Here is a 23,202-nt window from a genome sequence, read left to right on the forward strand (position 1 = left end):
CCCGGCCCCGCTCGTACCCCGCCCCGCGGCGGCCCGCGGTGCACCGCGGCCCCAACTGCCCCGCCCCGCACACGTGGCGCCCCCCCCCCCCCCGCGAGGGGGCCCCGACTCCGTTCTGCCGGAGGGCTGTTCTACGACCAGGTGTAGTTCGGGTCCACGTGCATGCAGGCGCCGGTGTCCGCACCCTTGTCGAGCTTCGCGGACTCGGGCGTCGAGTCGTCGTCCGCGGGGGCTTTGTACGTGGTGCCGTCCCGCCAGTCGGCGCCGACGATCAGCGTGACCCCGGAGACGTCCGCCGACTTCTCCACCGCGTGCGTCGAGATCCCGAGTGCCTTGGCGACCCGCAGGGCGTCACCCTCCAGATCGGCGCTCGGATAGCGGATCACCGTGGTGGCCTCGGTGGTCACGGTCGACGGGTCGGCCTTGGACTGGGTGAACCCCTTGCCGACGAGCAGGTCGCTCACGGCGCTCGCGCGTCCGGGCACCGGGGCCAGCACGCTGGTACGGGTGCCGTTCTGCACCTGTACGGCGATCCGGTCGTCCGCGGCGGCGGGGTCCGAGGTGGTCCTCTCGGCGGGCTTCTTCTTGTCCTTGCCGTCCAGTGCGATGTCCTCGCGCAGCAGCCTCCAGACCTTGTCGGCGTCCGTCGGCTTGGGCAGCACCCGGTTGCCGTCGCTGGAGTACACCCACGGCATGGTGGTCATGGTGATGCGGTCGGTCGGGACCTTCCTCAGCTCTTTGCTGAGGTCGTAGAGCTTGGTCACCGAGCCCAGGCCCCGGTCGACGGTCAGCGCGCTGGTGGCCGTCTCGGCGAGGTTGCGCAGCTTGTCCGGGTTGCTCAGCGTGGCGTTCTCGCGCAGCTGGCGCACCATCGAGTTCATGTACTGGTGCTGGGCCTTGGTCCGGCCGATGTCGCTGCCGTCCCCGAAGCCGTACCGCGTGCGCAGCCACTGCAGGGCCTGCTTGCCCTTGACGGACGTCGTGCCCTTCTCCAGCTTGAGACCGGAGCCGTGGCCGGTGGAGGTGTGCGAGTAGATGTTGGCGTCCACGCAGACGGGGACGCCGCCGATCGCGTCGGCCATCGACACCACACCGGCGAAGTCGACCATGATGAAGTGGTCGATGTGGATGTCGGTCGTCTTCTCCCAGGTGGCGACCGTGCAGCCGGGGCCGCCGCGGCCCAGGGAGTCGTTCGTCATCGTGAGCGAGGTGCTCGCGGCGTAGGTCGTCCCGGTCTTCGGGTCGGTGCACTTGGGTATCTGGAGCAGGGTGTCGCGCGGCATGCTCACGACCGACATGTTGGTGCGGTCGGCGGACAGGTGCAGCAGCATCTGGACGTCGGCGCGGGCCGGGGTGTCGAAGGTGTCCCTGGCGCCGCCGAGCTTCTGGTTCTCGGTGGAGTTCCGGGCGTCCGAGCCGATCAGGAGGATGTTCAGCGGGGTCTGGCCCGCCGCGTTCGGTTTGCTCTTCGCGGCGCGGTCCTTCGCGTCGCCGATGTTCAGGTCGCCCTGCTTGAGGTTGTTGTTCAGATGCCGGTAGTAGGCGTAGCCGGCCCCGGCGGTGCCGAGTATCAGGACCGACAGCACCGTCGCCGACCAGCGGAGTATTCGGCGTCTGCGCCGGGGGCGTTCCTTGGTCCCGTGCCGTCCGTCGTCGTCCCCGCCGTGCGGCCCCCGCCCCTGCGGACCGGTCTGCGGGGTGCCGTCGGCCGGATGCGCGGCGTCGCCGTCACCGTCCTGCCGGGCGGGTCCGTCGTCCGCCGTCTGAACGGAACGGCCGCCCTCGTCGTACATGCTGTCGTCCCAGCCCAGTTCGCCGGCTCGCGGGACACGTGGCCGTGCTCCCTCCCCGCGCACACTGCTTTGCGCCATCTCCCAGCCTCTCCCCACCCTGCGCCTGACAAACGGGTCCGTCGAGCGTCCGGCCGGGCGTTCACACGCCCGGCCGGACACCGCTCGCGCCCTGTAGGACGCTTGACGGACCCGCTAGGTCACTTCGCGCACACTGTTTTGTCCGCTGTGGACTTCTCCACGTCCGGCGCCTTCGTCGGAGCGGTCAAAGGCACACCGGCGCCCTTGAAGTCCTTGCCCAGGGTCAGCACGATCGCGGGCAGCCCCTGTGAGTTCTTCTCGCTCTTGCCGGGCTTCAGCGCCGAGCCGGACAGCCCCATGAGATCCGCCAGCTTGCGTGCCTGGTCGGCCTGGTCGGGAGCGTACTCCAGGGTCGTCTTGCTCAGCGGTGCGTCGGCGTTGCCCAGCTGGCTGGACTTGAGCACGCCCTCATCATTCTGCAGCCAGTTAAGAGTTTCCTGTGCGGAGCCCGCCTCGGCGCCGCCGTTGTAGATGTCGATGCGGACGTCGGACGCGGCGGAACGGGAGCCCTTGAGGCGGGCGGCCTCCGCGGCCTTCTCCTTCTTCGCCTTCTGCTTCACCGCGGTGAAGGACACGTCGTTCTTGATCGCGTCGAACACCGGCTGAGCCGTCGTCGGGTTGACCACGACGGTGGCGTGGACCTTCTCGGCCGGGTTGTCTATCACCGGCACGGTGGTGAAGGTGATGTTCTTCGGCGGCACCTTCTTCAGCTCCAGCGCCATGTCCTTGAGCGTGCTGACGCTGCCGATGCCGGTGTCCACGGTGAGCGCCTTGGTGGCGGCCTCGGCCAGCTTGATCAGCTTGGTCGGGCTGGTGAGGGTGTCGCTCGAACTCATCTTGCGCACCAGGGAGCCGATGAACTGCTGCTGCACCTTGATGCGGTCGAGGTCGCCCGCGTTGCCGAAGCTGTGCCGGGTGCGGACGAAGGCGAGGGCCTGCTCGCCCTCGACCACGTGCTTGCCCGCGGAGAGCTTGAGATGCGAGTTGGCGTCGTCGACGTTCTTCGCGAGACACACCTCGACACCGCCGACCGCGGTGGTCAGCGTCTTCACGGCGTTGAAGTCGGCCATCATGAAGTGGTCCACCGTGATGCCGGTGACCGCCTTGACGGTGTCCATCGTGCAGCCCGGGTTGCGGTCGTCCTGCCCGAGGCTCGTGTTGAAGCGGACATTGTCCGTGCCCGGAATGATCTTTTCTGTCCCGTCGGGCTGCTTCGTCCTGCACTCGGGGATGTTGACGATGAGGTCGCGCGGGATGCTCAGCGCGGTCGCGTTCGTCCGGTCCTTGGAGACGTGCAGCAGGATGTTCGTGTCGGCGTGGCCGACACTGCCCTTGTCGCCGTACCCCGAGTTGCCCGCACCGGTGCGCTTGTCGGTTCCGATGATGAGCAGATTGAAGGCCTCGTCCTTGCTGAAGCCGCTCTTGCCCGAACTGCCGACGTCCGTCGTGGTGACGTTGCCCTCGAGGTGCTTGAGATAGGCGTACGCGGCGCCGGTGGCGGCGACCAGGACCAGCGCCATGGTGCCGCCGGTCCACAGCAGTATCTTCTTCGTCTTCGACTTCTTGGGCTTCTGGTTGCGCCCGCGCCGCCGCCCGGCGGGCGGCTCCGGCGACTCGGCGCGCCGGCGGCGCGGTCCCGGTACGTCGGGGCCTGACGGCTCGCGGTCGCGCCTCGGCGCGTCACGGTCCCGTCCGGGTGCCTCCCGGTCCCGCCCCGTCGCCGCGCGGTCCCGGCCCGGTGCGCTCCGCGTGCGGGCCGCCGCCGGGGGCGCGCCCCTCCGCGGTCGCGGCACGCCCGATTGCGCTCCGGAAGGGGGCAGTCGCAGTTCGTATTCACCAGTGCTCGGGTTGAGTACCCACTGGTCTGCGGGGTCGATGTTGTCCGCCCGCCCACGGCCTTGCGCGTCCACGGTTGTCTGAATCCTCCGTCGGGGCCACGCGGCGCCCTTTCCCCCTCAAAAGGCGCTCGGGTCTCGGTCAAACAGTGCGCGGCCTCCAGGACGGACCTCGTGGCCGGGTGCACCGGATCGCTCACACTATCCGCCCAGTTCAGCGCGGAGCGACGGCCGTGACAAATTCGACGTCCCTACAACCGGGCAATCCGACCCATTTTCAGAGACTTCTTAGCTCGCCTGTTCCCCGGCTTGGCGCGTGCTTTACCCGCAGGCGTCCTGTGCCGCCGTGTTGCCGCGGAAAGTCGGGGCCGGATCGGGTGTGCCGGAGAGGAGGGCGACTCCTATTGCGGTCGACATTCCGTCGCCGCCCGACTCCTCTTCGTGGTCGCGCGGGGAGTTCCCGTACGGACTGTTCCCGTACGAGCCGTTTCCGTACAGATTCACGGAATGCGGTGAGCCGTTCCGGGCCGCTCTCGGCCGCTCGGCGACCGCGACCGGTTCGTCCGCGCGCAGCCGTGCGAAGAGCCGGGCCGCGTCGGGCTCCACGAGCTGGTCGCGGTTGGGGTCGAGGACGTACGACGTCCGGGGCACGGTCAGGAACCGGATGTGCTCCGTGGGGATGTCGCGCATGCCACGGACCAGGTCGTAGAGACCGCGCAGGCTCGCGAGCCCCGGGTCGGTGGTCAGCGACGAGGTGGCCGCGTCCAGCACCGGGTAGAGCTTCGCCGGGTTGAGCAGGACGTCGTCGCTGCGCACCTTGCCGATCAGTGCGCCGAGGAACTTCTGCTGACGGTCCATGCGGTCGGTGTCGCTGCCGTTGCCGATGCTCTTGCGGGCGCGCACGTAGCCGAGGGCCTGCTCGCCGTCGAGCACGACCTTGCCCGCGGGCAGGTTCAGCTTCGCCGCCTTGTCGTGGATCGGCTTCTTCAGGCACACCTCGACGCCGTCCACCGCGTCGACCATGTCCTTGAAGCCGTGGAAGTCCACCACCATGTGGTGGTCGACGCGGATGTCCGTGAGCCGCTCCACGGTCCGGATCGTGCAGGCCGAACCACCCACCTCGAACGCGTGGTTGAACATCGCGAGCATGGGGCGGGTACGGGTCCCGTCGGGGCGGCGGCAGCCCGGCACGTCCACCATCAGGTCGCGGGGCAGCGACATGGCGGTCGCGCTGTGCCGGTCCGCCGCGAGGTGCAGCAGGATCGTGGTGTCGGACCGTTCCGTCCCCGAGTCGCGGCCGTACTTCCCGTTGCCCGCGCCCGAGCGCGAGTCGGACCCGATCAGCAGGATGTTCTGCGCGCCGCGCACCAGCGCGGTGGGCCGCTCCTTCTCGTACCGGGCGAGCTCGGCCGCCGCGTCCTCGTCGGCCTTGATGTTCCCGTTCAGCTTCTCGTACACGGCCCAGCCGGCCGCCACCGCGCCCAGGACCACCACGGCCACCCCGGTCGCCGTCCAGCGCAGCCAGCGCCGCCGCCTGCGCCCGGTCCCGGTCCCCTTGGGCGCCGCGCCCCGCCCCTTTTCCCCCGGCCGGCCGGAGGGAGTACCCGCGGAGTCGGAGTCGGTCACCTCGGGACCACCACCCCTCATGGCGTACGAGCGTGTCGGGCTGCTCCTACGACCATGTCCCGGGGCGGCGGGCGAGGGGGGCCGGTGATGGGCCGAACGGGCGACGCGTCCGGCGCCTTGTGCGGGGACCGGGCAGGCCGGAGGCCGCCCGCGGACAGGCCTCGGAGAGCGTCCGCGAGGTCGCCTCCGGCCGGCGGAGCCCGGCGAACGTCCTAGCGGGCCGTCGCGGTCACCCGTTCGCTCTCGATGCGCCGGGCGAGCGCGTCCTCGTCCAGCAGGCCGACGTTGCGGCACAGCACCACGGATCCGCCGGTGGCGAGCGGCGCGTAGAGCCCCGCGGCCACGCCCTCCCAGGTGTCGTACGGGAGCGCCGACAGGATGCGGGAACCGGGCCCCGTCAGATCCAGCGCCGGGGCGTCGGCGCGGGCCTGCTCCACCACCTCGGCACCCGTGTACGCGGCCCCGGCGACGATCAGCGCGCGCTCCTCCGGGTCGACGGGCGCGTACGGCGCGAAACGGTCGCCCTGGCTCGGCACCTCGACGGCGTAGTCGGCGTATCCCGCGGGCGGCGTCGGGAAACGCCGGCCGAGCGGGGCGAGCGAGAGGGCGACGCGCTCACCGGAACAGGCGAGGCCGGCCTCGAACCGGCCGGGGCCCGCGACGACGTGGTCGGCGGCCGCCGGGTCGCCGCCGAGATCCGCGACGACGCCCACCGAGGAGCAGGCGAGCAGCCACACCGCCGTCTGCCAGTGCGCGGGCAGCAGCAGCGCGACTCGCTCGCCGGGCTCGGCGGACATCTCGCCCTGGAGCAGGTTCGCGGTCTTGGCCACCCAATTGGCGAAGGTGGCCACGGACAATTCGACCCGCTCGCCCGTCTCGTCGTCGTAGAAGGTCACCAAAGGACGCGCGGGGTCCTCGGAGAGCGCGGATCGCAGCAGGTCGGCAGGGGTGCGGTCGGTGGCTTTCACGCGCGCAAGCGTACGCGGGGGCGTCGCGCGACACGGCCCGAGCGCGCCACCGGTTCGGCGGAGCGCGTCCGACGGTCCGTCAATTCCGCAATGGACAGATATGTATGACTATGTCCAGGATCAGGAGCATGCGTGGATTCCTTGGTTCCTCGGTCGGCGTCACCTGCGCGGCCGCTCTCGCCCTTCCGCTCACCCTGCCCGCCACCCCGGCCCAGGCCGGGCCGTCGACGGTGACGTCGGAGGCCGCCGCCCCCGGCAGCACCCAGTCCCTGCCCCTCGTCCCCCTCACCCGCAAACGCTCCCTCGGCCCGACGGCGCAGACGCAGGGCCTCGCCCCCCGCCACGTACGGCCGTTCTCCCTGGTCGGCGTGATCTGGGACGACCCGGCCAGCGAGCTGAACGGCCGGGTCCAGGTCCGCACCCGGGCGGCCGGGACCGGCGACTGGTCGGACTGGCAGGACGTCGAGACCCACAACGACGAGCACGCCCCCGATCCGGACACCGCCGAGAGCACGTCGCACCGGGTGCACGGCTCCACCGCCCCCCTGTGGGTGGGGAACTCGGACGGTGTCGAGGTCCGCGTCGAGGCGGCACAGGCGGCGCGGGACGCCACGGAGGGGCTGGAGCAGGGCGGCGAGGACGCGCCGCAGGAACGGCGCCTCACCTCCCCGGCGGCCGCGGCCCTCCCCGGCGGCCTGCGCCTCGAACTCGTCGACCCCGGCGGGGATCCCCCGGCACCCGCCACCCGGCCGGCCGGCCGGGCCGGGGGAGCGCCCTCGGGCCTGCGCGCCAGGAGCGTGCACGTGGGCGCACGGGATGGCTCCGGGGTCTCGGGCGCCGACGGTGTGCCGGGCGCCTCGGCCTCGGGTGCCTCGGGCGTCGCGGGCGGCGAGGGTGCGCGGGGGACCGTGATCCCCGCCCTCTCGCGGGCGGAGACGGAACGCACGTACTTCCCCGACGGCAGGACCGACCGCCGCGCCACGCCGTACATCGGCCCGCGCCCGGCCATCATCACGCGGCGCGGCTGGGGCGCGAACGAGAACCTCCGCGAGCGCGGGTTCCTCTACACGAAGTCCGTCAAGGCGGCCTTCGTGCACCACACGGCGTCGGGGAACAAGTACAGCTGCTCGCAGGCCCCTTCGGTCATCCGCAGTATCTACCGCTATCACGTGGTGAGCAGCGGCTGGCGTGACATCGGCTACAACTTCCTCATCGACAAGTGCGGAAACATCTACGAGGGCAGGGCCGGAGGAGTCGCCAAGGCGGTCATGGGCGCCCACACCCGCGGGTTCAACACGAACAGCATGGGCATCGCCGTGATCGGCAGTTTCGGCAGCACCAAGCCGACCGACGCCGCGCTCAAGGCGATCTCCCGGCTCACGGCGTGGAAACTCGGTCTGTACGGAGCCGATCCGCGTGGCAAGACATACCTGAAGTCGGCCGGTGGCAATCTCTACCGAAAAGGAAAGAACGTACGACTGAACGTGATCTCCGGCCATCGGGACGGATTCGCCACGGAGTGCCCCGGACGGCTCCTCTACGGCAAGCTCGGCACGGCCAGAACGACGGCGGCCCGCTACCAGGGCCGCTAGACCGCCCCGCGGTCACCCGGAACGGCCCGGCCGACGACGGACCGGCGGGGCCGTTCCGGCGGAGATCACCCGAGGTCACGGCAGAGGCCCGTCGAAGGACTACCGCACGGCCATCGAAGGCGCCATCGAACGGTCTGCATAAACTGGCCGGCCGAAAGACAGTTCGGCCGGTCCCGGCAGGAAGCAGAGACGACAGGTGACAGAAGCGATCCTCCTGGTCGGCGGCAGAGGCACCCGGCTGCGCCCGCTCACCGTGCGCACGCCCAAGCCGATGGTCCCCGCGGCCGGGGTCCCCTTCCTCACGCACCAGCTGGCGCGGGCGCGCGCGGCGGGCGTCGAGCACATCGTGCTGGCGACCTCCTACCTCGCCGAGGTCTTCGAGCCGTACTTCGGCGACGGGTCCTCGCTGGGCCTCCACATCGAGTACGTCACCGAGGAGGAGCCGCTGGGCACGGGCGGCGCCATCCGCAACGTGGCGTCCCGGCTGCACTCCGGTCCCGACGACCCGGTCCTGATCTTCAACGGCGACATCCTCACGGGCCTGGACATCCCCGCGCTGGTGTCGGTCCACGAGACGACGGGCGCGGACGTCTCCCTGCACCTGACCCGGGTGGAGGACCCGCGCGCCTTCGGCCTGGTCCCCACCGACGCCACCGGGCGCGTCACGGCCTTCCTGGAGAAGCCGCAGACCCCCGAGGAGATCGTCACCGACCAGATCAACGCGGGCGCGTACGTCTTCCGGCGCTCGGTCATCGACACGATCCCCGCGGGCCGCCCGGTCTCGGTGGAGCGGGAGACCTTCCCGGAGCTCCTCGCCACCGGCGCCCACCTCCAGGGCATGGTGGACTCCACCTACTGGCTGGACCTCGGCACCCCGCAGGCCTTCGTCCGCGGTTCCGCCGACCTGGTGCTCGGCCGCGCCCCGTCCCCGGCCGTTCCGGGCCGCTGCGGCGACCGGCTGGTCCTGCCCACGGCCACGGTGGCCGCCGACGCCAAGCTCACCGGCGGAACGGTCGTCGGCGAGGGCGCCCGGATCGGCGAGGGTGCCCGGATCTCCGGCAGCACGGTCCTCGCCGGAGCGGTCGTCGAACCCGGCGCTGTCGTCACCGACTCCTTCGTCGGAGCGGGGGCCCGCATCGGCGAACGCACCGTCCTGTCCGGCGCGGTCATCGGCGACGGAGCGGTCGTCGGCCCCGACAACGAACTCCGCGAGGGAGTCCGCGTCTGGTGCGACGCCCGGATCCCGGCATCAACGCTCCGCTTCTCCTCGGACCAGTAACCCACTGCTGCACGCCGGAGGGGCAAGACTCCAGCCCCTCCGGTCCCTCTTCGGGCCGGGGCAAAGGTTCAGCCGCTCCGGACTCCTTTTCAGCCGCGCGGGCAAGTTTCAGCCCCCTCCGGCCCCTCTTCGCGCCGGGGTAAAGGCTCAGCCGCTCCGGTCCCTTTTCGGCCGCGGGGGAAAGACTCAGCCCCTCCGGCGTTTGAGGAGCGGGGTCTGGGGCGGAGCCCCGGGTACGGGTCGGGCAGGGGCGGAGGGGGCGAAATCCCGCTTGCCCGGAGCCGGATCCCGATCCCGGCCCAGGACTAGAGCAGCCCGATGTCCGTGCGAGGCATCTTCGGCGTACGCCGGGGCGGAGTACGCCCGGACAGCAGGATCAGCCGAGCCGCCCGATGCCGCTGCCCGGCGTAGGGCTCAAGCAGCTCCAGCATGACGGAGTCGTCCGCGTCCCGGTCCCCGGCCAACGCGTACCCCACGATCCCCGGCAGATGCAGATCCCCGACGGTCACCGAATCCGCGCAACCATGACTCCGCTGCACGACCTCCGCGGAGGTCCAGGGCCCCACCCCGGGCACCAGCTCCAGCCGCCGCCGAGCCCCCACGGCATCGAACCCGACAGCCTCCTCCAGCCGCGCCGCGACCCGCACGGCCCGCAGAATCGTGCCGGCCCGCTTGTCGTCGACCCCGGCCCGGTGCCACTCCCAGGACGGGACCAGGGCCCACGTCCGCGGCGCCGGCATGACGTACATCCGCTCGGGGGCGGGCCCGGGCGCCGGCTCCCCGAACCTCCGCACCAGCAGCCGCCAGGCCCGGTACGCCTCGTCGGTGGTGACCTTCTGCTCCAGGACGGACGGGATCAGCGACTCCATCACGAGCCCGGTCCGCACCAGCCGCAGACCGGGCCGCCGGTGCCGGGCGAGCGCGACGAGTCGGTGCCGCGGTTCGAAGGCGGCGGGATCGTCGGCGGCGCCGAGCAGATCGGGGAGCCCTTCGAGGAGCCAGTCGGCGCCCGGCCCCCAGGCCTCGCCCCGGGCCACCGCGCCGTGCAGGGAGACCCGCAGGGTCCCGGGCCCGGCGGGCGTACGGCTGGTGCGCCACACGGCCCCGTCGGGGGTCGTGCGGAAGGTCGGATCGCCGGGCCCGCGCCGCAGCGGCCCGAGCACGAGCCCGAGATCGAGCGGCCCGTCGGGCGTCCAGGTGCGGACGCGCCCGGGCTCGGCCGCCTGACGGGGCACCGCGCCCGGCAGCCGCCCTCCGGCCGCGGCGGGCACCGCGACATGCCCGCCGCGCACGCTCGTACGCGTCGGCCGGGGAGCGAAACGTCCGGACAAGGATGAGGTCCTAGGGAGACACAGGGGCTGTCCTACGAGAGTAGGCGCTCCCCCGCACCCCCGAGCAGAACACCCCGAAAGCGCCCCCACACGGAGGGCGCCCCGGGCCGGTCAGCGAACGGCGACGAACGCGGCCGCGTCCCGTGCGGGCCGTGCCCTCGGCTCCTCCGCCGCGTGTCCGACGGCCACGGCACCCATGGGGTCCCAGTCGTCCGGCAGCTCCAGGACCTCGCGCACGACGTCGCGGCAGAACATCGTCGACGACACCCACGCGGAGCCCAGCCGCTCCCCGGCCAGCGCGACCAGGAAGTTCTGCACGCCCGCTCCGGTGGCGACCACGAACATCTCGCGCTCGGCACCGTCCCGCCGTACGTCGCCGTAGGTGTGCGAGCCGTCCATGACCAGACACGGCACCACGAGATACGGCGCGTTGCGCAGCACGTCACCCCGGCGGACCCGCTTGGCGATGGACTCCTCGCTCTTCCCGTCGGCCCGCAGATCCGCGACCCACGCGTCCCGCATGGCGTCGAGCAGCCGCGTCCGCGACGCCTCCGACTCCAGGAGCACGAACCGCCAGGGCGTGGTGTGGTGCGGCGCGGGCGCGGTCACCGCCGCGGCGACGGCACGGCGTACGGCACCGGGGTCGACCGGCTCGTCCGTGAAGGCCCGTACCGTACGCCGCTGGGTCACGGCCTCCCGTACGGCCTCCGAGGTGCCCAGCCGGAACATGTCGTCCCGCGCGCCGCGCACCATCGCCCGCGCCCCCGTGCCGTCCCCGGCGGCCACCAGGTGGGCCAGCCCGCGCACGACGGCGACGGGCAGCCCGGAGGACTTGCCCTTGACCAGGTCGCCGGCGGCGGCGAGTTCGTCGGCCGTGGCCACGACGGTCGCGCTCAGCGGATTGCCGTGCGCGTCGGTGTGCCCGCGCAGGTCGTCCAGCACCTCGACGCCCGCGGCGCCGATCGCGACGTCGGTGAGCCCGGTGCGCCACGGCCGTCCGAAGGTGTCCGTGATCACGACGCCGACGTCGACGCCGAGCGCGTCCCGTAGTCCCGCGCGGATTGCCCGCGCGGAGGCGTCGGGGTCCTCGGGCAGCAACAGCACCGTCCCGGCGGGGGTGTTGGAGGCGTCGACCCCGGCGGCGGCCATCACGAGGCCCTGCCGGTTCTCGACGATCCGCAGCGCGCCCCGGCGGGCCACGACCCGGACCGTCTCGGCGTCGATGGCGGCCTCCCGGTCGGTGGCCTCGACGATCCGTCCCTCGGCCTTCGACACGATCTTGGAGGTGACGAGCAGCACGTCGCCGTCCACGAGCCCGGGTTCGGCCGCGGCGACGAGCTTCGCCAGGTCGTCCCCCCGCCGCACCTCGGGAAGCCCGTCCAGCGCCCAGACCCGGTAACCCGTGCCGGCGGGCCGCCCGGGGTGTTCCCCGCGGTGTTCCCCGAGGGGGTGGACTTCCGTGTGTCCTTCCGCATGCTCCTCGTGCCCGGAGCCGCCGGGTGCCGCCGCGTCCATCGCGCTCATGACGTCCGTACCTCCTCCGCCAGCGCCAGCGCCTGCCGCGCCATCTCCGCCGTCGCGTCGAGGTCGGACATCATCAGGGGTACGGCCCGGCAGCGGATGCCGGCCGACTCGACGCGCTCCACGGAGGAGGCGTCCACGGAGTCGACGAGCCAGCCGTCCAGCAGGCCCGAGCCGTAGTGCTCGGCGACCGCGGCGGCGGTGGACTCGACGCCCACCGCGGCCAGGACCTTGTCGGCCATGCCGCGCACCGGCGCGTCACCGACGATGGGGGAGAGGCCGACGACCGGCACCCCCGCCTCGGCGATGGCCTCGCGGATGCCGGGCACGGCGAGGATGGTGCCGACGGACACCACGGGGTTGGACGGCGGGAAGAGGATGACGTCCGCCTCCGCGATGGCCTCCAGCACCCCGGGAGCGGGCTTGGCCTGCTCGGCGCCGACCGGCACGATCGCCTCGGCCGGCACGGAGGCGCGCAGCCGGACCCAGTACTCCTGGAAGTGGATCACCTTGCGCTCGCCGGCGGCCCCGGCCGGGTCGCCCTCGGGCAGGGTGACGGCGACATGGGTCTCGACGCGGTCGTCGGACATGGGGATGAGGCGCACGCCCGGCTTCCACCGGTCGCACAGGGCCTCCGTGACGGCGCTGAGCGGATAGCCCGCGCCCATCATCTGCGTCCGCACGATGTGCGTCGCGAAGTCGCGGTCGCCGAGCCCGAACCACTCCGGCCCGAGTCCGTACGCCGCGAGCTCCTCCTTGAGGTGGAAGGTCTCGTCGGCCCGCCCCCAGCCCTGCTCCTCGTTGATGCCGCCGCCGAGCGTGTACATCACCGTGTCGAGGTCCGGGCAGACCTTCAGCCCGAAGAGATGGATGTCGTCGCCGGTGTTGCCGACGACCGTGATGTCCGCGTCCGGCACGGCCCGCTGGAGACCACGCAGGAACCGTGCACCACCGATACCGCCTGCCAGAACCACAATGCGCATGGGGTTCAGTCTCGCAGGCGGCTACGACATCGTGTCAGCCGGTTACGGGACCCCGGTCACGGCGAACGCCTCACACGGTCTCGGCGACCGCGCAGCGCGCCGCGTGCATCGGCATCTCGGTGAGACCCGGGTAATAGATGTGGAGGCTGACGGCCGGTTCGAGCGAGTCGTTGACGACCTCGTGGACATAGCCGGGCGCGAACACGCGCTGCGCGCCGGAGCCCAGGGCGCGCGTGCCCCGCTCGGTGCGCTCGGTCAGTGCGCCGTCCAGAACCGTCAGCACGCCGGAGGAGCCTCCGTGGTCGTGCAGTCCGCTGCCCTGTCCCGGCACCCAGGACAGCAGCCACACCTCGTAGCCGGGGCCCGTGCTCAGCCGGTGGTACCAGCGTGAGGCGGCGTCGTAGCGGACGAGGTGTTCCCACCGGGGGCGGTCGGCGGCGATGGAGCGCGCGAGACCGGCGAACTCGGCCACGGTGGAGGGGTGTTCGCGCGGCGGCTGGAGCAGGTGCGGGACTTCGAGGATGTCGCCGGCGATCTGGAGGTCGCTGTCGCTGTTCATGGGTGCGGTGGTTCCTCGGCGGGAGAGTGCTGGGTGTCGCTGGCCGTTCCCGCGCGGGTCACGAGCGGGGATTCCGCCCTGGTCGGGGGTGGGGAGGAGCCCGGGTGCGGGCGGTGGCCCCGGTGAGGGGCGGGGGGTTCGCCTCAGTGGCGGCGAGGCAGCCGGAGCGCGGTAGGGCTCAACAGCTGGGACAGCAACAACAGCTACAGCGCGCGCGGGCAGCACCGAGGGACCCGGCGGTGCGGGTCGAGGTGGAAGCCGAGTACGCGAACATGCCCACAAGGACACCGGTTCACACCTCGACTGTCAACTGCATGTCCGGTATGTGGGAGATGTTTCACCTCATCCGGTTCATCTGGCAGGCGAAAGGTTTGTTCAGCGAGCTCCCCGGACACATGGCGCACAACCGGGTGAACAAACCTCGCCGCGGACCCGTGATCTAAATGTGATCCGATTCGCTTCGGGGTCTCCGTCGGAACGAGATCGAACGCCTGGACGTCCTCCTCTTGTGAGGGGTGGGCGTCTGACCTGGACCTCTTGGGCTGTCAGGGTTTATGCCGATTTGAACACTTTCTGCATTGCCTTGGTTCCGCAGAGTGAATAAGGGGCCCAATAGCAGATCTCGGCTTGACTGGCCCGGATCGGCACACTTGTAATTTCACTCGTGTCGTTCAGCCGGAACAGGTGACGGCAGCATCACGGGGACGCGAAAGACAGACGAGGGGCGCACATGACCGAGCTGGTGCAGCAACTGCTGGTCGACGACGCGGACGAGGAACTCGGCTGGCAGGAGCGCGCGCTGTGCGCCCAGACCGACCCCGAGTCGTTCTTCCCCGAGAAGGGCGGCTCCACTCGCGAGGCCAAGAAGGTCTGCCTCGCCTGCGAGGTCCGCTCCGAATGCCTCGAATACGCGCTCGCCAACGACGAACGGTTCGGCATCTGGGGCGGTCTGTCCGAGCGGGAACGGCGCCGTCTGAAGAAGGCCGCCGTCTGAGAACGACCGCACACATAAGCGGACAAGGAACACCGGTTCGTACCGGCGGGTGCCACCGACCAAACGGCACAGGTTATCCACAGGCGGCGGGCCGCCGTCTTTCCCAGCCGTTAGTGTGGGCCCTCGTCCGAGACGTCCCGCTGTCCCCGCCGGACACAGACGTCCACCGCAGTCCATCGAACCGGGGCCCGTACCTCGATGTCCGTGCACAGCCTTTCGGCAGCCAGTAACGACGCCGCTGCCGCCCCTGAGTTCCCGCGCCATGTAGTGACCGCGGTGCTCGTCTCCCACGACGGCGCCCGCTGGCTGCCGCAGGCGCTCGCCGGGCTGCTCGGCCAGGACCGCCCCGTGCAGAACGCGGTGGCGGCCGACACCGGCAGCGCGGACGAATCCGCCCAGCTGCTCACCGAGGCGCTCGGCGCCGACCGCGTGCTGCACCTGGCCCGGCGCACCGGTTTCGGCCAGGCCGTCGAGGAGGTGACGCGCACCGCCCCCGAGCTGACCCCGGACGATCTGCCCTATCTCAAGCGTCCGAGCGGCTGGGACCCCGTCACCCGCAGCTGGCGCGACGACACCTACGACCTCCCGGACCTCCCGCACGGCGAACCCGAGCAGTGGCTCTGGCTGCTGCACGACGACAGCGCCCCGGAACCCGACGCGCTGGCCCAGATGCTGCGCGTCGTGGAGAGCGAGGCGGAGGCCGGCCAGGACGTCGCCGTCGTCGGCCCCAAGCTCCGCGGCTGGTACGACCGCAGGGCGCTCCTCGAGGTCGGCGTCACCATCGCCAACTCGGGCCGCCGCTGGACCGGTCTCGACCGGCGCGAGCAGGACCAGGGACAGCACGACCACGTCCACCCCGTGCTCTCCGTGTCCACCGCCGGCATGCTCATCCGCCGCGACGTCTTCGAGGAGCTCGGCGGCTTCGACCGCCGGCTGCCCCTCATGCGCGACGACGTCGACCTGTGCTGGCGCGCCCAGGCCGCGGGCCACCGGGTCCTCGTCGCCCCGGAGGCCGTCGTACGGCACGCCGAGGCGGCCTCCCGCGAGCGCCGCGCCGTCGACTGCGTGGGCCGCACCGCCGCGTCCCCGCACCGGGTCGACAAGGCCGGCGCCGTCTACACCCTCCTCGTCAACGCCCGTACCGCGCAGGTCCCCTGGATCCTGATCCGTCTCGTCCTCGGCACCGTGATGCGCACCCTCGCCTACCTCGTGGGCAAGGTCCCCGGACAGGCCGTCGACGAGATCCGCGGCCTGCTGAGCGTCCTGCTGCGACCCGAGCGGATCATCGCCGGGCGGCGCAGGCGCGGCCGTCCCCAGGTCGACAAGGGCGAACTGCGGCCCCTGTTCCCGCCCCCGGGCGCCACCGTGCGGGCCACCTTCGAGCAGGTCGCCGGCAACCTGACGAGCGGCTCCGACGCCGAGGCCACCACCGGCGCCGGACGGCACGGAGGCGCCGTCGAGTCCGGACCGGGCGGCGACGACGGGGACTTCCTGGAGATCGAGCAGTTCGCCCGGATCAAGCGCATCGCGCGCAACCCCGGCCCGATGCTCTTCCTGGTGCTGCTGTTCGTCTCGCTCCTCGCCTGCCGCCAGCTCCTCGGCGGCGGGGCCCTCTCGGGCGGCGCGCTGCTGCCCGCCCCCGCCGACTCCTCCGAACTGTGGGCGCGTTACCTCGACGCCTGGCATCCGGTCGGCGCGGGCTCCACCGGCTCCGCCCCGCCCTACCTCGCGCTCGTCGCCCTGCTCGCCTCCGTGCTTCTCGGCTCCACCGGGCTCGCGGTCACCGTGCTCCTCGTGGGATCCGTGCCGCTGGCCGGCTTCGCCGCGTACTTCGCCTCACGGCCCCTCGTCGAGTCCCGGCTGCTCCGCGCCTGGGCGTCCGTCGCCTACGCCTTCCTGCCCGCCGCCACCGGCGCCCTCGCCGGCGGCCGCATCGGCACCGCCGTCCTCGCGATCCTGCTGCCGCTCATCGCGCGCGCGGGCATCGCGGCGAGCGGCCTCGCGAACGGCTCCCGGGCCCGCGGCAGCTGGCGCGCGACCTGGGCGTACGCCCTGCTGCTCACGTTCACGACGGCCTTCACCCCGATCGTGTGGCCCATCGCGCTCGTCCTCGGCCTCGCGCTCCTCGTGGTGCGCCGCCGGGAGATCCCCGCCTACGGACTGCGCTTCCTGGCCCAGCTCGGCACCCCGTTGCTGGTCCTCGCCCCCTGGTCGCTGACCCTGCTGCCGTTCGGCTTCTTCAAGCAGGCCGGCCTGGACTACGGCACGAGCGCGGCCTCCGCGCTCGACCTGCTCAGCGCCAGCCCCGGTGGACCCGGCACCGTCAGCGGACTGATGCTCTTCGGCATCGTGCTCGCCGCGCTGGCCGCCCTGCTGCGCTCCGAGCGCCAGGCCGGGATCCGTACCGCCTGGGTCATCGCCGTCGTGGCACTCGTCTTCGCGGCCCTGTCCAACCGCTCCACCTGGGCGGGACCCGCGACCCTGGTCTACGGCCTCGCGCTGCTCGCGGCCGCCGCCGTCGGCTCCGACGGGGCACGCGCGCGCGTGGCCGAGCAGAGCTTCGGCTGGCGCCAGCCGGTGGCCGCGCTCATCGCCTTCGCCTGCGCCGCGGGCCCGTTGCTGGTCGCCGCCGGATGGATCATCCGCGGCGCCGACGGACCCGTGGAGCGCCGCGACCCGGTGCAGGTGCCCGCGTTCGTCGCCGAGGAGAGCGGCACCCGCGACCAGGCCCGCACGCTCGTCCTGGACAGCCGCTCGGCCGCGGAGGTCGGCTACGTCCTCGTCCGCGGTTCCGGCGCCCGTCTCGGTGACGCCGAACTCGCCGCGTCCGGCGGCGAGAACAAGAAGCTCGACAAGGTCGTCGCCAACCTGGTGGCGGGATCGGGCGCCGACCAGGCCGACGAGCTCGGCGGCTTCGCCGTGCGCTACGTCCTGGTCCGCAAGGGCGCGCCCCGCGAGGTGAGCCGCGTCCTGGACGCCACCACGGGCCTGTCCCGGCTGAGCCAGCAGGACGGCAGCGCCCTGTGGCGCGTCGACCAGCAGGTCTCGCGCGCCGCGATCGTCCCGCCGTCCGGCGAGGCGGAGTCCATCGCCGCGGGCCCGGTCGAGGTCCACACCGAGATCCCCACCGGTTCCGCGGGACGCGTCCTGCGGCTCGCCGACAGCGCGGACCCCGGCTGGACGGCGACCCTGGACGGCAAGCCGCTCACCGGCACCACGGTCGACGGCTGGGCCCAGGGCTTCCAACTGCCCGCCGAGGGCGGAAAGCTGGACATCACCTTCGACGCCCCGCTGGCCCACACGGCCTGGACGTGGGCCCAGGGCGCCCTCGCGCTGGTCCTCGTGGTGCTCGCCCTGCCCGGGCGGCGCCAGGACATCGACGACGACCTCCCCGAGGAGCAGCAGCCGGTCACCGCCGAGGACCTGACGGGCGACGGCCGCCGTGCCCGCCGTCTGCGCGCCCAGGCCGAGGCCGAGGCGGAGGCCGGGTCCGGGCAGCCGGACGAGGACCAGGAGTTCGACGACGGGTTCCCGGCGGACGCCGGCGGGGACGAGGACGAGGACCAGGAGGCGCCGGCCGTCTCCGTCCCGCACCAGCAGTCGTACGGCGACTGGGACGGCCCGGGCTACGCGAACGCCGAGTACGACACCTACGGCGGCGAGCAGTACGAGGGCGGCCAGGGGTACCCGGCGGGCGGCTACGAGCAGCCCTACGGCTCGGAGCAGTACCAGGGCGGCCAGTACGACCCGTACGCCTACGGCGGCACGGCGGCGTACGACCAGAACTACGGCCAGGGCTACGACGCGAACGGCCGGCCCTTCGATTCCCGGGGCCAGGGCTACGAGACGGGCGAGCAGGGCTACGACCCCGGCTACGGCCCCTCGCAGCCGCACGGCACCGACAATGAGCGCCCCGACGGGAGCCGTCAGTGAACCGCACCACCCTGTCCCTGATCGCCGCGGTGACCGCGCTCGGCGCCGTCACCGGGTTCGCGACCCTCAAGCCGTCCGGCACGTCGTCCGGTACGGCCGGCGGCGTGGCCGCCACGGCCGCGCGGCTGCCCGTGGAGCGCACCAGCCTGTTGTGTCCGCAGCCGAGCACCTCCGACATCGCGGACACCTCGTACACCTCGTACACGCCCGTCGTGGAGGGTACGAGCGCCGGCGGCAAGGCCCAACTCCAGTCGGCCACAGAGGAGTCGGCCGACGGAACCGCCTCCTCCGGCGGCAAGAGCGCCGGGAAGAGCGGGGCCAAGGGCGGGGCCAAGGCCGCCAAGCCGGTCGTCCAGCCCAAGGAGCCCGGCAAGCCCGCGACCGGCGACGCCTCGGGACCCGACACGCCCGCGCTGGTCGGCCTCGCGTCCGGCAGGTTCGCCCCCGGCTGGACCGTCCAGCAGACCACCGAGGTCGTCGCGGGCGTCGGACGCGGCCTGCTCGGCGCCAACTGCACCGCTCCCGACACCGAGTTCTGGTTCCCGGGCGCCAGCACCGCGGCACAGCGCACCGATTACGTGCACCTGACGAACCCGGACGACGCGGCCGCGGTCGTCGACATCGATCTGTACGGCAAGGACGGCACCCTCAAGTCCACGGTGGCCGACGGGATCACGGTCCAGGCGCACGCGAGCGAGCCGATCCTGCTGAACACGCTCGCCGGCGATCCGCAGGACGACCTCACCGTGCACGTGAAGGTCCGCAGCGGCCGGGTCGGGGCCGCCGTGCAGGCGCTGGACACCAAGACCGGCGGCGACTGGCTGGCCGCCTCCGCCGATCCGGCGGACAGTCTCGTCATGCCGGGCATCCCCAAGGACGCCACCTCGGTGCGCCTGGTCGTCTTCGCGCCCGGTGACACGGACGCCGACCTGAAGGTCCGCCTCGCCTCGCCCTCGGGGACGATCACCCCGGCGGGCAACGAGACCCTGCACGTGAAGGCCGGCATGACCTCCGCCGTCGACCTCGGGGACGTCACCCGCGGCGAGGCGGGCTCCCTGGTCCTCACGCCCACCGGCACGTCGGTGCCGGTCGTCGCCGCCCTGCGGGTGGTGCGCGGCAAGGGCGCCGCCCAGGAGAGCGCGTTCATCCCGGCCACCGCTCCGGTCGGCGCGCGCGCGACGGTCGCCGACAACACCGCCAAGGGGTCCACGCTCGCCGTGACCGCCCCGGGCGAGGGGGCCACGGTCAAGGTCACCGCGTCCGCCGGCAGCGGGGGCGGTACGGCCGTCTCGAAGACGTTCACCATCAAGGGCGGGACCACCCAGAACGTCGAAGCGCCCGTCCCGAGCGGCGTCAAGGGCACGTACGCCCTCACCGTCGAACAGGTCTCCGGAGGCCCGGTCTACGCCTCCCGGATGCTCTCGGCGACCCAGGAGGGCGTGTCCGGCTTCACCATCCAGAACCTTCCGGACGACCGCGGGACGGTCTCGGTGCCGGACGCCCGGCAGGACCTCTCGGTGCTGCTCAAGCAGTGACGCGGGACTGAGACGTGCGGGAACGGTCCCTTTCGGGGCCGTTCTCAGTCCTCTCTCAGTCCTCGCCGTAGCGCGGGTCGACCGTCTCCGGCGTCAGGCCCAGCAGTTCCGCGACCTGTTCCACGACGACCTCGTGCACCAGGGCGGCGCGCTCGTCCCGCCCCTTGGTGCGGATCTCGATCGGGCGGCGGTAGACGACCACGCGCGCGGGATGCCCCTCGCGGGCCGCGATCGTGCCGCCCAGCGGCACGGCCTCGTCGCTCCAGCCATCGCCCGAGCGTTCCAGGCGCGGGACTTCGAGGACCATGAAGTCGATGTCCGCGAGCTGCGGCCAGCGTCGCTCCAGCCGCTCCACGGAGTCCTGCACGAGGTCCGCGAAGACCTCGGAGCGGCTCGCCGCGAGCGGAACCTGGGGCGGCGCCACGGGGCCGCGCATGCCCCTGCCGTGGCGGTCACGGCGACGGGGACCGGTTGGTGCGGCGCGGGGCGGTACGGGGTTGTCCATCACTGACGAAGAGTAGTCCCCGCCCGGCCCGGCCGCCCGGCCCCACGCGCCGGTCACCGAGCCGCGGGCGCACCGGGGCCGCGGGCTCCGCCGTCGTCCGGACGATGCCCGATGGCCGTTCCGGTCACGAATCAGCTCGATTCCCTACCTCTCCAAGACCGTATCCGGCATGGCAATTGACATGATTCGCACCAAGTAGTGACCGGATTCAGGTGTGTTCGGTATCTCGGCACCCGATGTCGCCCCAGGTCAGGGTCTGATGCCCGGAAAGCGGTGTGGGGCGCGTCACAGCACGACACGGTGGGGTGACCTGGGGGAGAGTCGTCGCGGCCCGCTCAAGAGTGCGGTACCGTCCAACGTCGTGAGCCTTGTACGTCGCTGTTCGCGCACCGCCTGCGGCCGTCCCGCCGTCGCGACGCTGACGTACGTCTACGCCGACTCGACCGCGGTCCTCGGCCCGCTCGCCACCTACGCCGAACCCCACTGCTACGACCTGTGCGCCGAGCACTCCGAGCGCCTGACCGCGCCGCGCGGCTGGGAGGTCGTCCGCCTCGCCGACTCCTCCGGTCCCGCGCGCCCCAGCGGCGACGATCTGGAGGCCCTGGCGAACGCGGTGCGCGAGGCGGCCCGTCCGCAGAAGCGCGCGGCGGAGGCCGGGGGCAGCGCCCGCTCGGCGGACCCGATGGAGGTCGCGCGCCGCGGCCATCTGCGGATCCTGCGCTCACCCGACAACTGAGCACCGCCCAAGCACCCGTACGCGGTTCGTGAGCGGTCACGCTCCCCTCGCGCCTGAGAGCCTCGCGGGCGCCCCTCTCGCCCCGCGGTGCACGCACGCCCCGGAGGCCCTCCCGCGCCACGCAGGGCGCCTCGCCGGACCTCTTCCCGCCCCCGGGCCCGCCGTCAACGCCCGGTGCGCGCACGGAGGACCGTCCGCACCCGGCGGAGCGGCGCCCCCGGACACCCGCCGCGGTCCGCGGACTGGCCCTCGCCGCCGTCCAGTTCACGGCGTGTTCACCGCGTACGACAGGACGCACGCCCAACTCACGCGGACCGACGCCACCTTGGCCGTCGCGGCGGTCCCGGGCACCGTGCCGCACGGACACGCCGAGAATCCCGTCCACCCGGACCCGTGCCATGAACTGGCGCGCGGCCACGCCCCGTCCGCCTGACACCTCCCGGACACGCTCCTGGACGCCCTCCTGAACAGGGACGCGCCCCGCCCGGGCCGGGCGCCACCGGGCGTCGCCCGGACGGGTAGTTTGGGGTGACCGAAGTGGACTTCTGGAGGGTTGGCCGTGACTGCTGATCTGTCGCAGCTCGTGAAGGCGTACGACGTACGCGGGGTGGTCCCCGACCAGTGGGACGGGCCGCTCGCCGAGCTGTTCGGCGCCGCCTTCGTCCAGGTGACCGGAGCGGACGCCATCGTGATCGGGCACGACATGCGGCCCTCGTCGCCCGGCCTCTCCCGTGCCTTCGCGCGCGGCGCCGCCGCCCGCGGGGTGGACGTCACCGAGATCGGCCTGTGCTCCACGGACCAGCTCTACTACGCCTCGGGCGCGCTCGGCCTGCCCGGCGCCATGTTCACGGCCTCGCACAACCCCGCCCAGTACAACGGCATCAAGATGTGCCGGGCCGGCGCGGCCCCCGTCGGCCAGGACACCGGACTCGCCGAGATCCGCAGGCTCGCCGAGACCTGGCTCGACTCCGGTGCACCCGTCTCGGACGCCACCCCCGGAACGATCACGCAGCGGGACACGTTGGAGGACTACGCGGCCTACCTCCGCCAGCTCGTCGACCTGACCTCGATCCGCCCCCTGAAGGTCGTCGTCGACGCGGGCAACGGCATGGGCGGACACACGGTGCCGACCGTGTTCTCCGGCCTGCCGCTCGAACTCGTCCCGATGTACTTCGAACTCGACGGCACCTTCCCGAACCACGAGGCCAACCCGCTCGACCCGGCGAACATCGTGGACCTCCAGAAGCGCGTCCGCGAGGAGGGCGCCGACCTCGGCCTCGCCTTCGACGGCGACGCCGACCGCTGCTTCGTCGTCGACGAGCGGGGCGAGCCGGTCTCCCCGTCCGCGATCACGGCGCTGGTCGCCGCGCGCGAACTGGCCAGGAACGGCGGCGGCACGGTCATCCACAACCTCATCACCTCCTGGTCGGTCCCGGAGGTCGTGCGCGAGCACGGAGGCACGCCGGTCCGCACCCGCGTCGGCCACTCCTTCATCAAGGCCGAGATGGCCACCTCGGGCGCCATCTTCGGCGGCGAGCACTCCGCGCACTACTACTTCCGCGACTTCTGGAACGCCGACACCGGCATGCTCGCCGCCCTCCACGTCCTCGCCGCCCTCGGCGGCCAGAGCGGCCCGCTCTCCGGACTCGTCGCGGAGTACGACCGCTACGCCGGCTCCGGCGAGATCAACTCCGAGGTCGACGACCAGGGAGCCCGCCTCGCCGCCGTCAGGGCCGCCTACGAGGGCCGCGAGGGCGTCGTGATCGACGAGCTCGACGGTCTGACGGTCACGTTCCAGGACGCCTGGTTCAACGTCCGCCCCTCCAACACCGAGCCCCTGCTCCGCCTCAACGCCGAGGCCAGGGACGCGGCAACGATGACCAAGCTCCGCGACGAGGTCCTGACCCTCATCCGATCCTGACCCCACCTCTGAC

The 23,202-nt window shown here is 72.4% G+C and carries 17 protein-coding genes; 8 read left to right on the plus strand and 9 right to left on the minus strand.

Annotated elements, in window-relative coordinates:
• Window positions 1-131: 131 nt before the first annotated feature.
• From ACFWI4_RS37505 to ACFWI4_RS37520, 4 genes are all read right to left on the minus strand, one after another.
• A complete protein-coding gene (locus ACFWI4_RS37505; RefSeq protein ID WP_387205681.1) occupies window positions 132-1,871 on the minus strand; it encodes an LCP family protein in 1,740 nt (579 codons plus the stop codon).
• A gap of 119 nt (window positions 1,872-1,990) precedes the next feature.
• Window positions 1,991-3,781, minus strand: a complete 1,791-nt coding sequence (locus ACFWI4_RS37510; protein WP_387205683.1) for an LCP family protein — start codon at window positions 3,779-3,781, stop codon at window positions 1,991-1,993.
• A 246-nt stretch (window positions 3,782-4,027) separates the two neighbouring features.
• Complete coding sequence (locus ACFWI4_RS37515) at window positions 4,028-5,353, minus strand: LCP family protein (protein ID WP_387205685.1); 1,326 nt, start codon at window positions 5,351-5,353, stop codon at window positions 4,028-4,030.
• Between the two features lie 191 nt (window positions 5,354-5,544).
• Window positions 5,545-6,300, minus strand: a complete 756-nt coding sequence (locus ACFWI4_RS37520; RefSeq protein ID WP_387205687.1) for a TIGR03089 family protein — start codon at window positions 6,298-6,300, stop codon at window positions 5,545-5,547.
• Between the two features lie 128 nt (window positions 6,301-6,428).
• Between ACFWI4_RS37520 and ACFWI4_RS37525 the strand changes: the two genes are divergently transcribed.
• Window positions 6,429-7,892, plus strand: a complete 1,464-nt coding sequence (locus ACFWI4_RS37525) for a peptidoglycan recognition protein (protein ID WP_387205689.1) — start codon at window positions 6,429-6,431, stop codon at window positions 7,890-7,892.
• Between the two features lie 196 nt (window positions 7,893-8,088).
• Window positions 8,089-9,171: a sugar phosphate nucleotidyltransferase gene (locus ACFWI4_RS37530; RefSeq protein WP_387205691.1), complete on the plus strand. Its 1,083-nt coding sequence runs from the start codon at window positions 8,089-8,091 to the stop codon at window positions 9,169-9,171.
• Window positions 9,172-9,476: 305 nt separating this feature from the next.
• Here ACFWI4_RS37530 and ACFWI4_RS37535 read toward each other — a convergent pair whose 3' ends face one another.
• The 4 genes from ACFWI4_RS37535 to ACFWI4_RS37550 form a co-directional block, all read right to left on the minus strand.
• Entirely contained in the window at window positions 9,477-10,502 is a 1,026-nt protein-coding gene (locus ACFWI4_RS37535; RefSeq protein WP_387205693.1) for a DNA-3-methyladenine glycosylase family protein, read from the minus strand.
• Between the two features lie 111 nt (window positions 10,503-10,613).
• Window positions 10,614-12,026, minus strand: coding sequence for a coenzyme F420-0:L-glutamate ligase (locus ACFWI4_RS37540; protein ID WP_387205695.1), 1,413 nt, complete (start codon window positions 12,024-12,026; stop codon window positions 10,614-10,616).
• Window positions 12,023-13,006 carry a 2-phospho-L-lactate transferase gene (gene cofD, locus ACFWI4_RS37545; protein WP_387205697.1) on the minus strand — a complete coding sequence of 328 codons (984 nt, stop codon included), beginning with the start codon at window positions 13,004-13,006 and terminating at the stop codon, window positions 12,023-12,025. Before cofD ends, ACFWI4_RS37540 begins: the two co-directional genes overlap by 4 nt.
• Window positions 13,007-13,076: 70 nt before the next feature.
• A complete protein-coding gene (locus tag ACFWI4_RS37550; RefSeq protein ID WP_385400001.1) occupies window positions 13,077-13,565 on the minus strand; it encodes a cysteine dioxygenase in 489 nt (162 codons plus the stop codon).
• Window positions 13,566-14,295: 730 nt separating this feature from the next.
• Here ACFWI4_RS37550 and ACFWI4_RS37555 point away from each other — a divergent pair.
• From ACFWI4_RS37555 to ACFWI4_RS37565, 3 genes are all read left to right on the plus strand, one after another.
• On the plus strand, window positions 14,296-14,559 hold the full coding sequence (locus tag ACFWI4_RS37555; protein WP_003975777.1) for a WhiB family transcriptional regulator: 264 nt from the start codon (window positions 14,296-14,298) through the stop codon (window positions 14,557-14,559).
• Between the two features lie 198 nt (window positions 14,560-14,757).
• Window positions 14,758-18,492, plus strand: a complete 3,735-nt coding sequence (locus ACFWI4_RS37560; RefSeq protein WP_387205700.1) for a glycosyltransferase family 2 protein — start codon at window positions 14,758-14,760, stop codon at window positions 18,490-18,492.
• Entirely contained in the window at window positions 18,489-20,027 is a 1,539-nt protein-coding gene (locus tag ACFWI4_RS37565) for a DUF5719 family protein (RefSeq protein WP_387205702.1), read from the plus strand. The genes ACFWI4_RS37560 and ACFWI4_RS37565 overlap by 4 nt, the downstream gene beginning before the upstream one ends.
• A gap of 55 nt (window positions 20,028-20,082) precedes the next feature.
• On the opposite strand, the gene ACFWI4_RS37570 is transcribed toward ACFWI4_RS37565, so the two are convergent.
• Entirely contained in the window at window positions 20,083-20,532 is a 450-nt protein-coding gene (locus ACFWI4_RS37570) for a metallopeptidase family protein (RefSeq protein WP_387205728.1), read from the minus strand.
• A 259-nt stretch (window positions 20,533-20,791) separates the two neighbouring features.
• On the opposite strand from ACFWI4_RS37570, the gene ACFWI4_RS37575 reads away from it, so the two are divergent.
• From ACFWI4_RS37575 to ACFWI4_RS37585, 3 genes are all read left to right on the plus strand, one after another.
• Window positions 20,792-21,268, plus strand: a complete 477-nt coding sequence (locus ACFWI4_RS37575) for a DUF3499 domain-containing protein (RefSeq protein WP_387205704.1) — start codon at window positions 20,792-20,794, stop codon at window positions 21,266-21,268.
• A 271-nt stretch (window positions 21,269-21,539) separates the two neighbouring features.
• The gene (locus ACFWI4_RS37580; RefSeq protein WP_387205706.1) at window positions 21,540-21,701 is read left to right on the plus strand and encodes a hypothetical protein; all 162 of its coding nucleotides are present in this window, start codon (window positions 21,540-21,542) and stop codon (window positions 21,699-21,701) included.
• A gap of 126 nt (window positions 21,702-21,827) precedes the next feature.
• Complete coding sequence (locus tag ACFWI4_RS37585) at window positions 21,828-23,189, plus strand: phosphomannomutase/phosphoglucomutase (protein ID WP_387205708.1); 1,362 nt, start codon at window positions 21,828-21,830, stop codon at window positions 23,187-23,189.
• Window positions 23,190-23,202 lie beyond the last annotated feature (13 nt).

The organism is Streptomyces sp. NPDC127038, from assembly GCF_042725875.1.
Classification (GTDB): Bacteria; Actinomycetota; Actinomycetes; order Streptomycetales; family Streptomycetaceae; genus Streptomyces.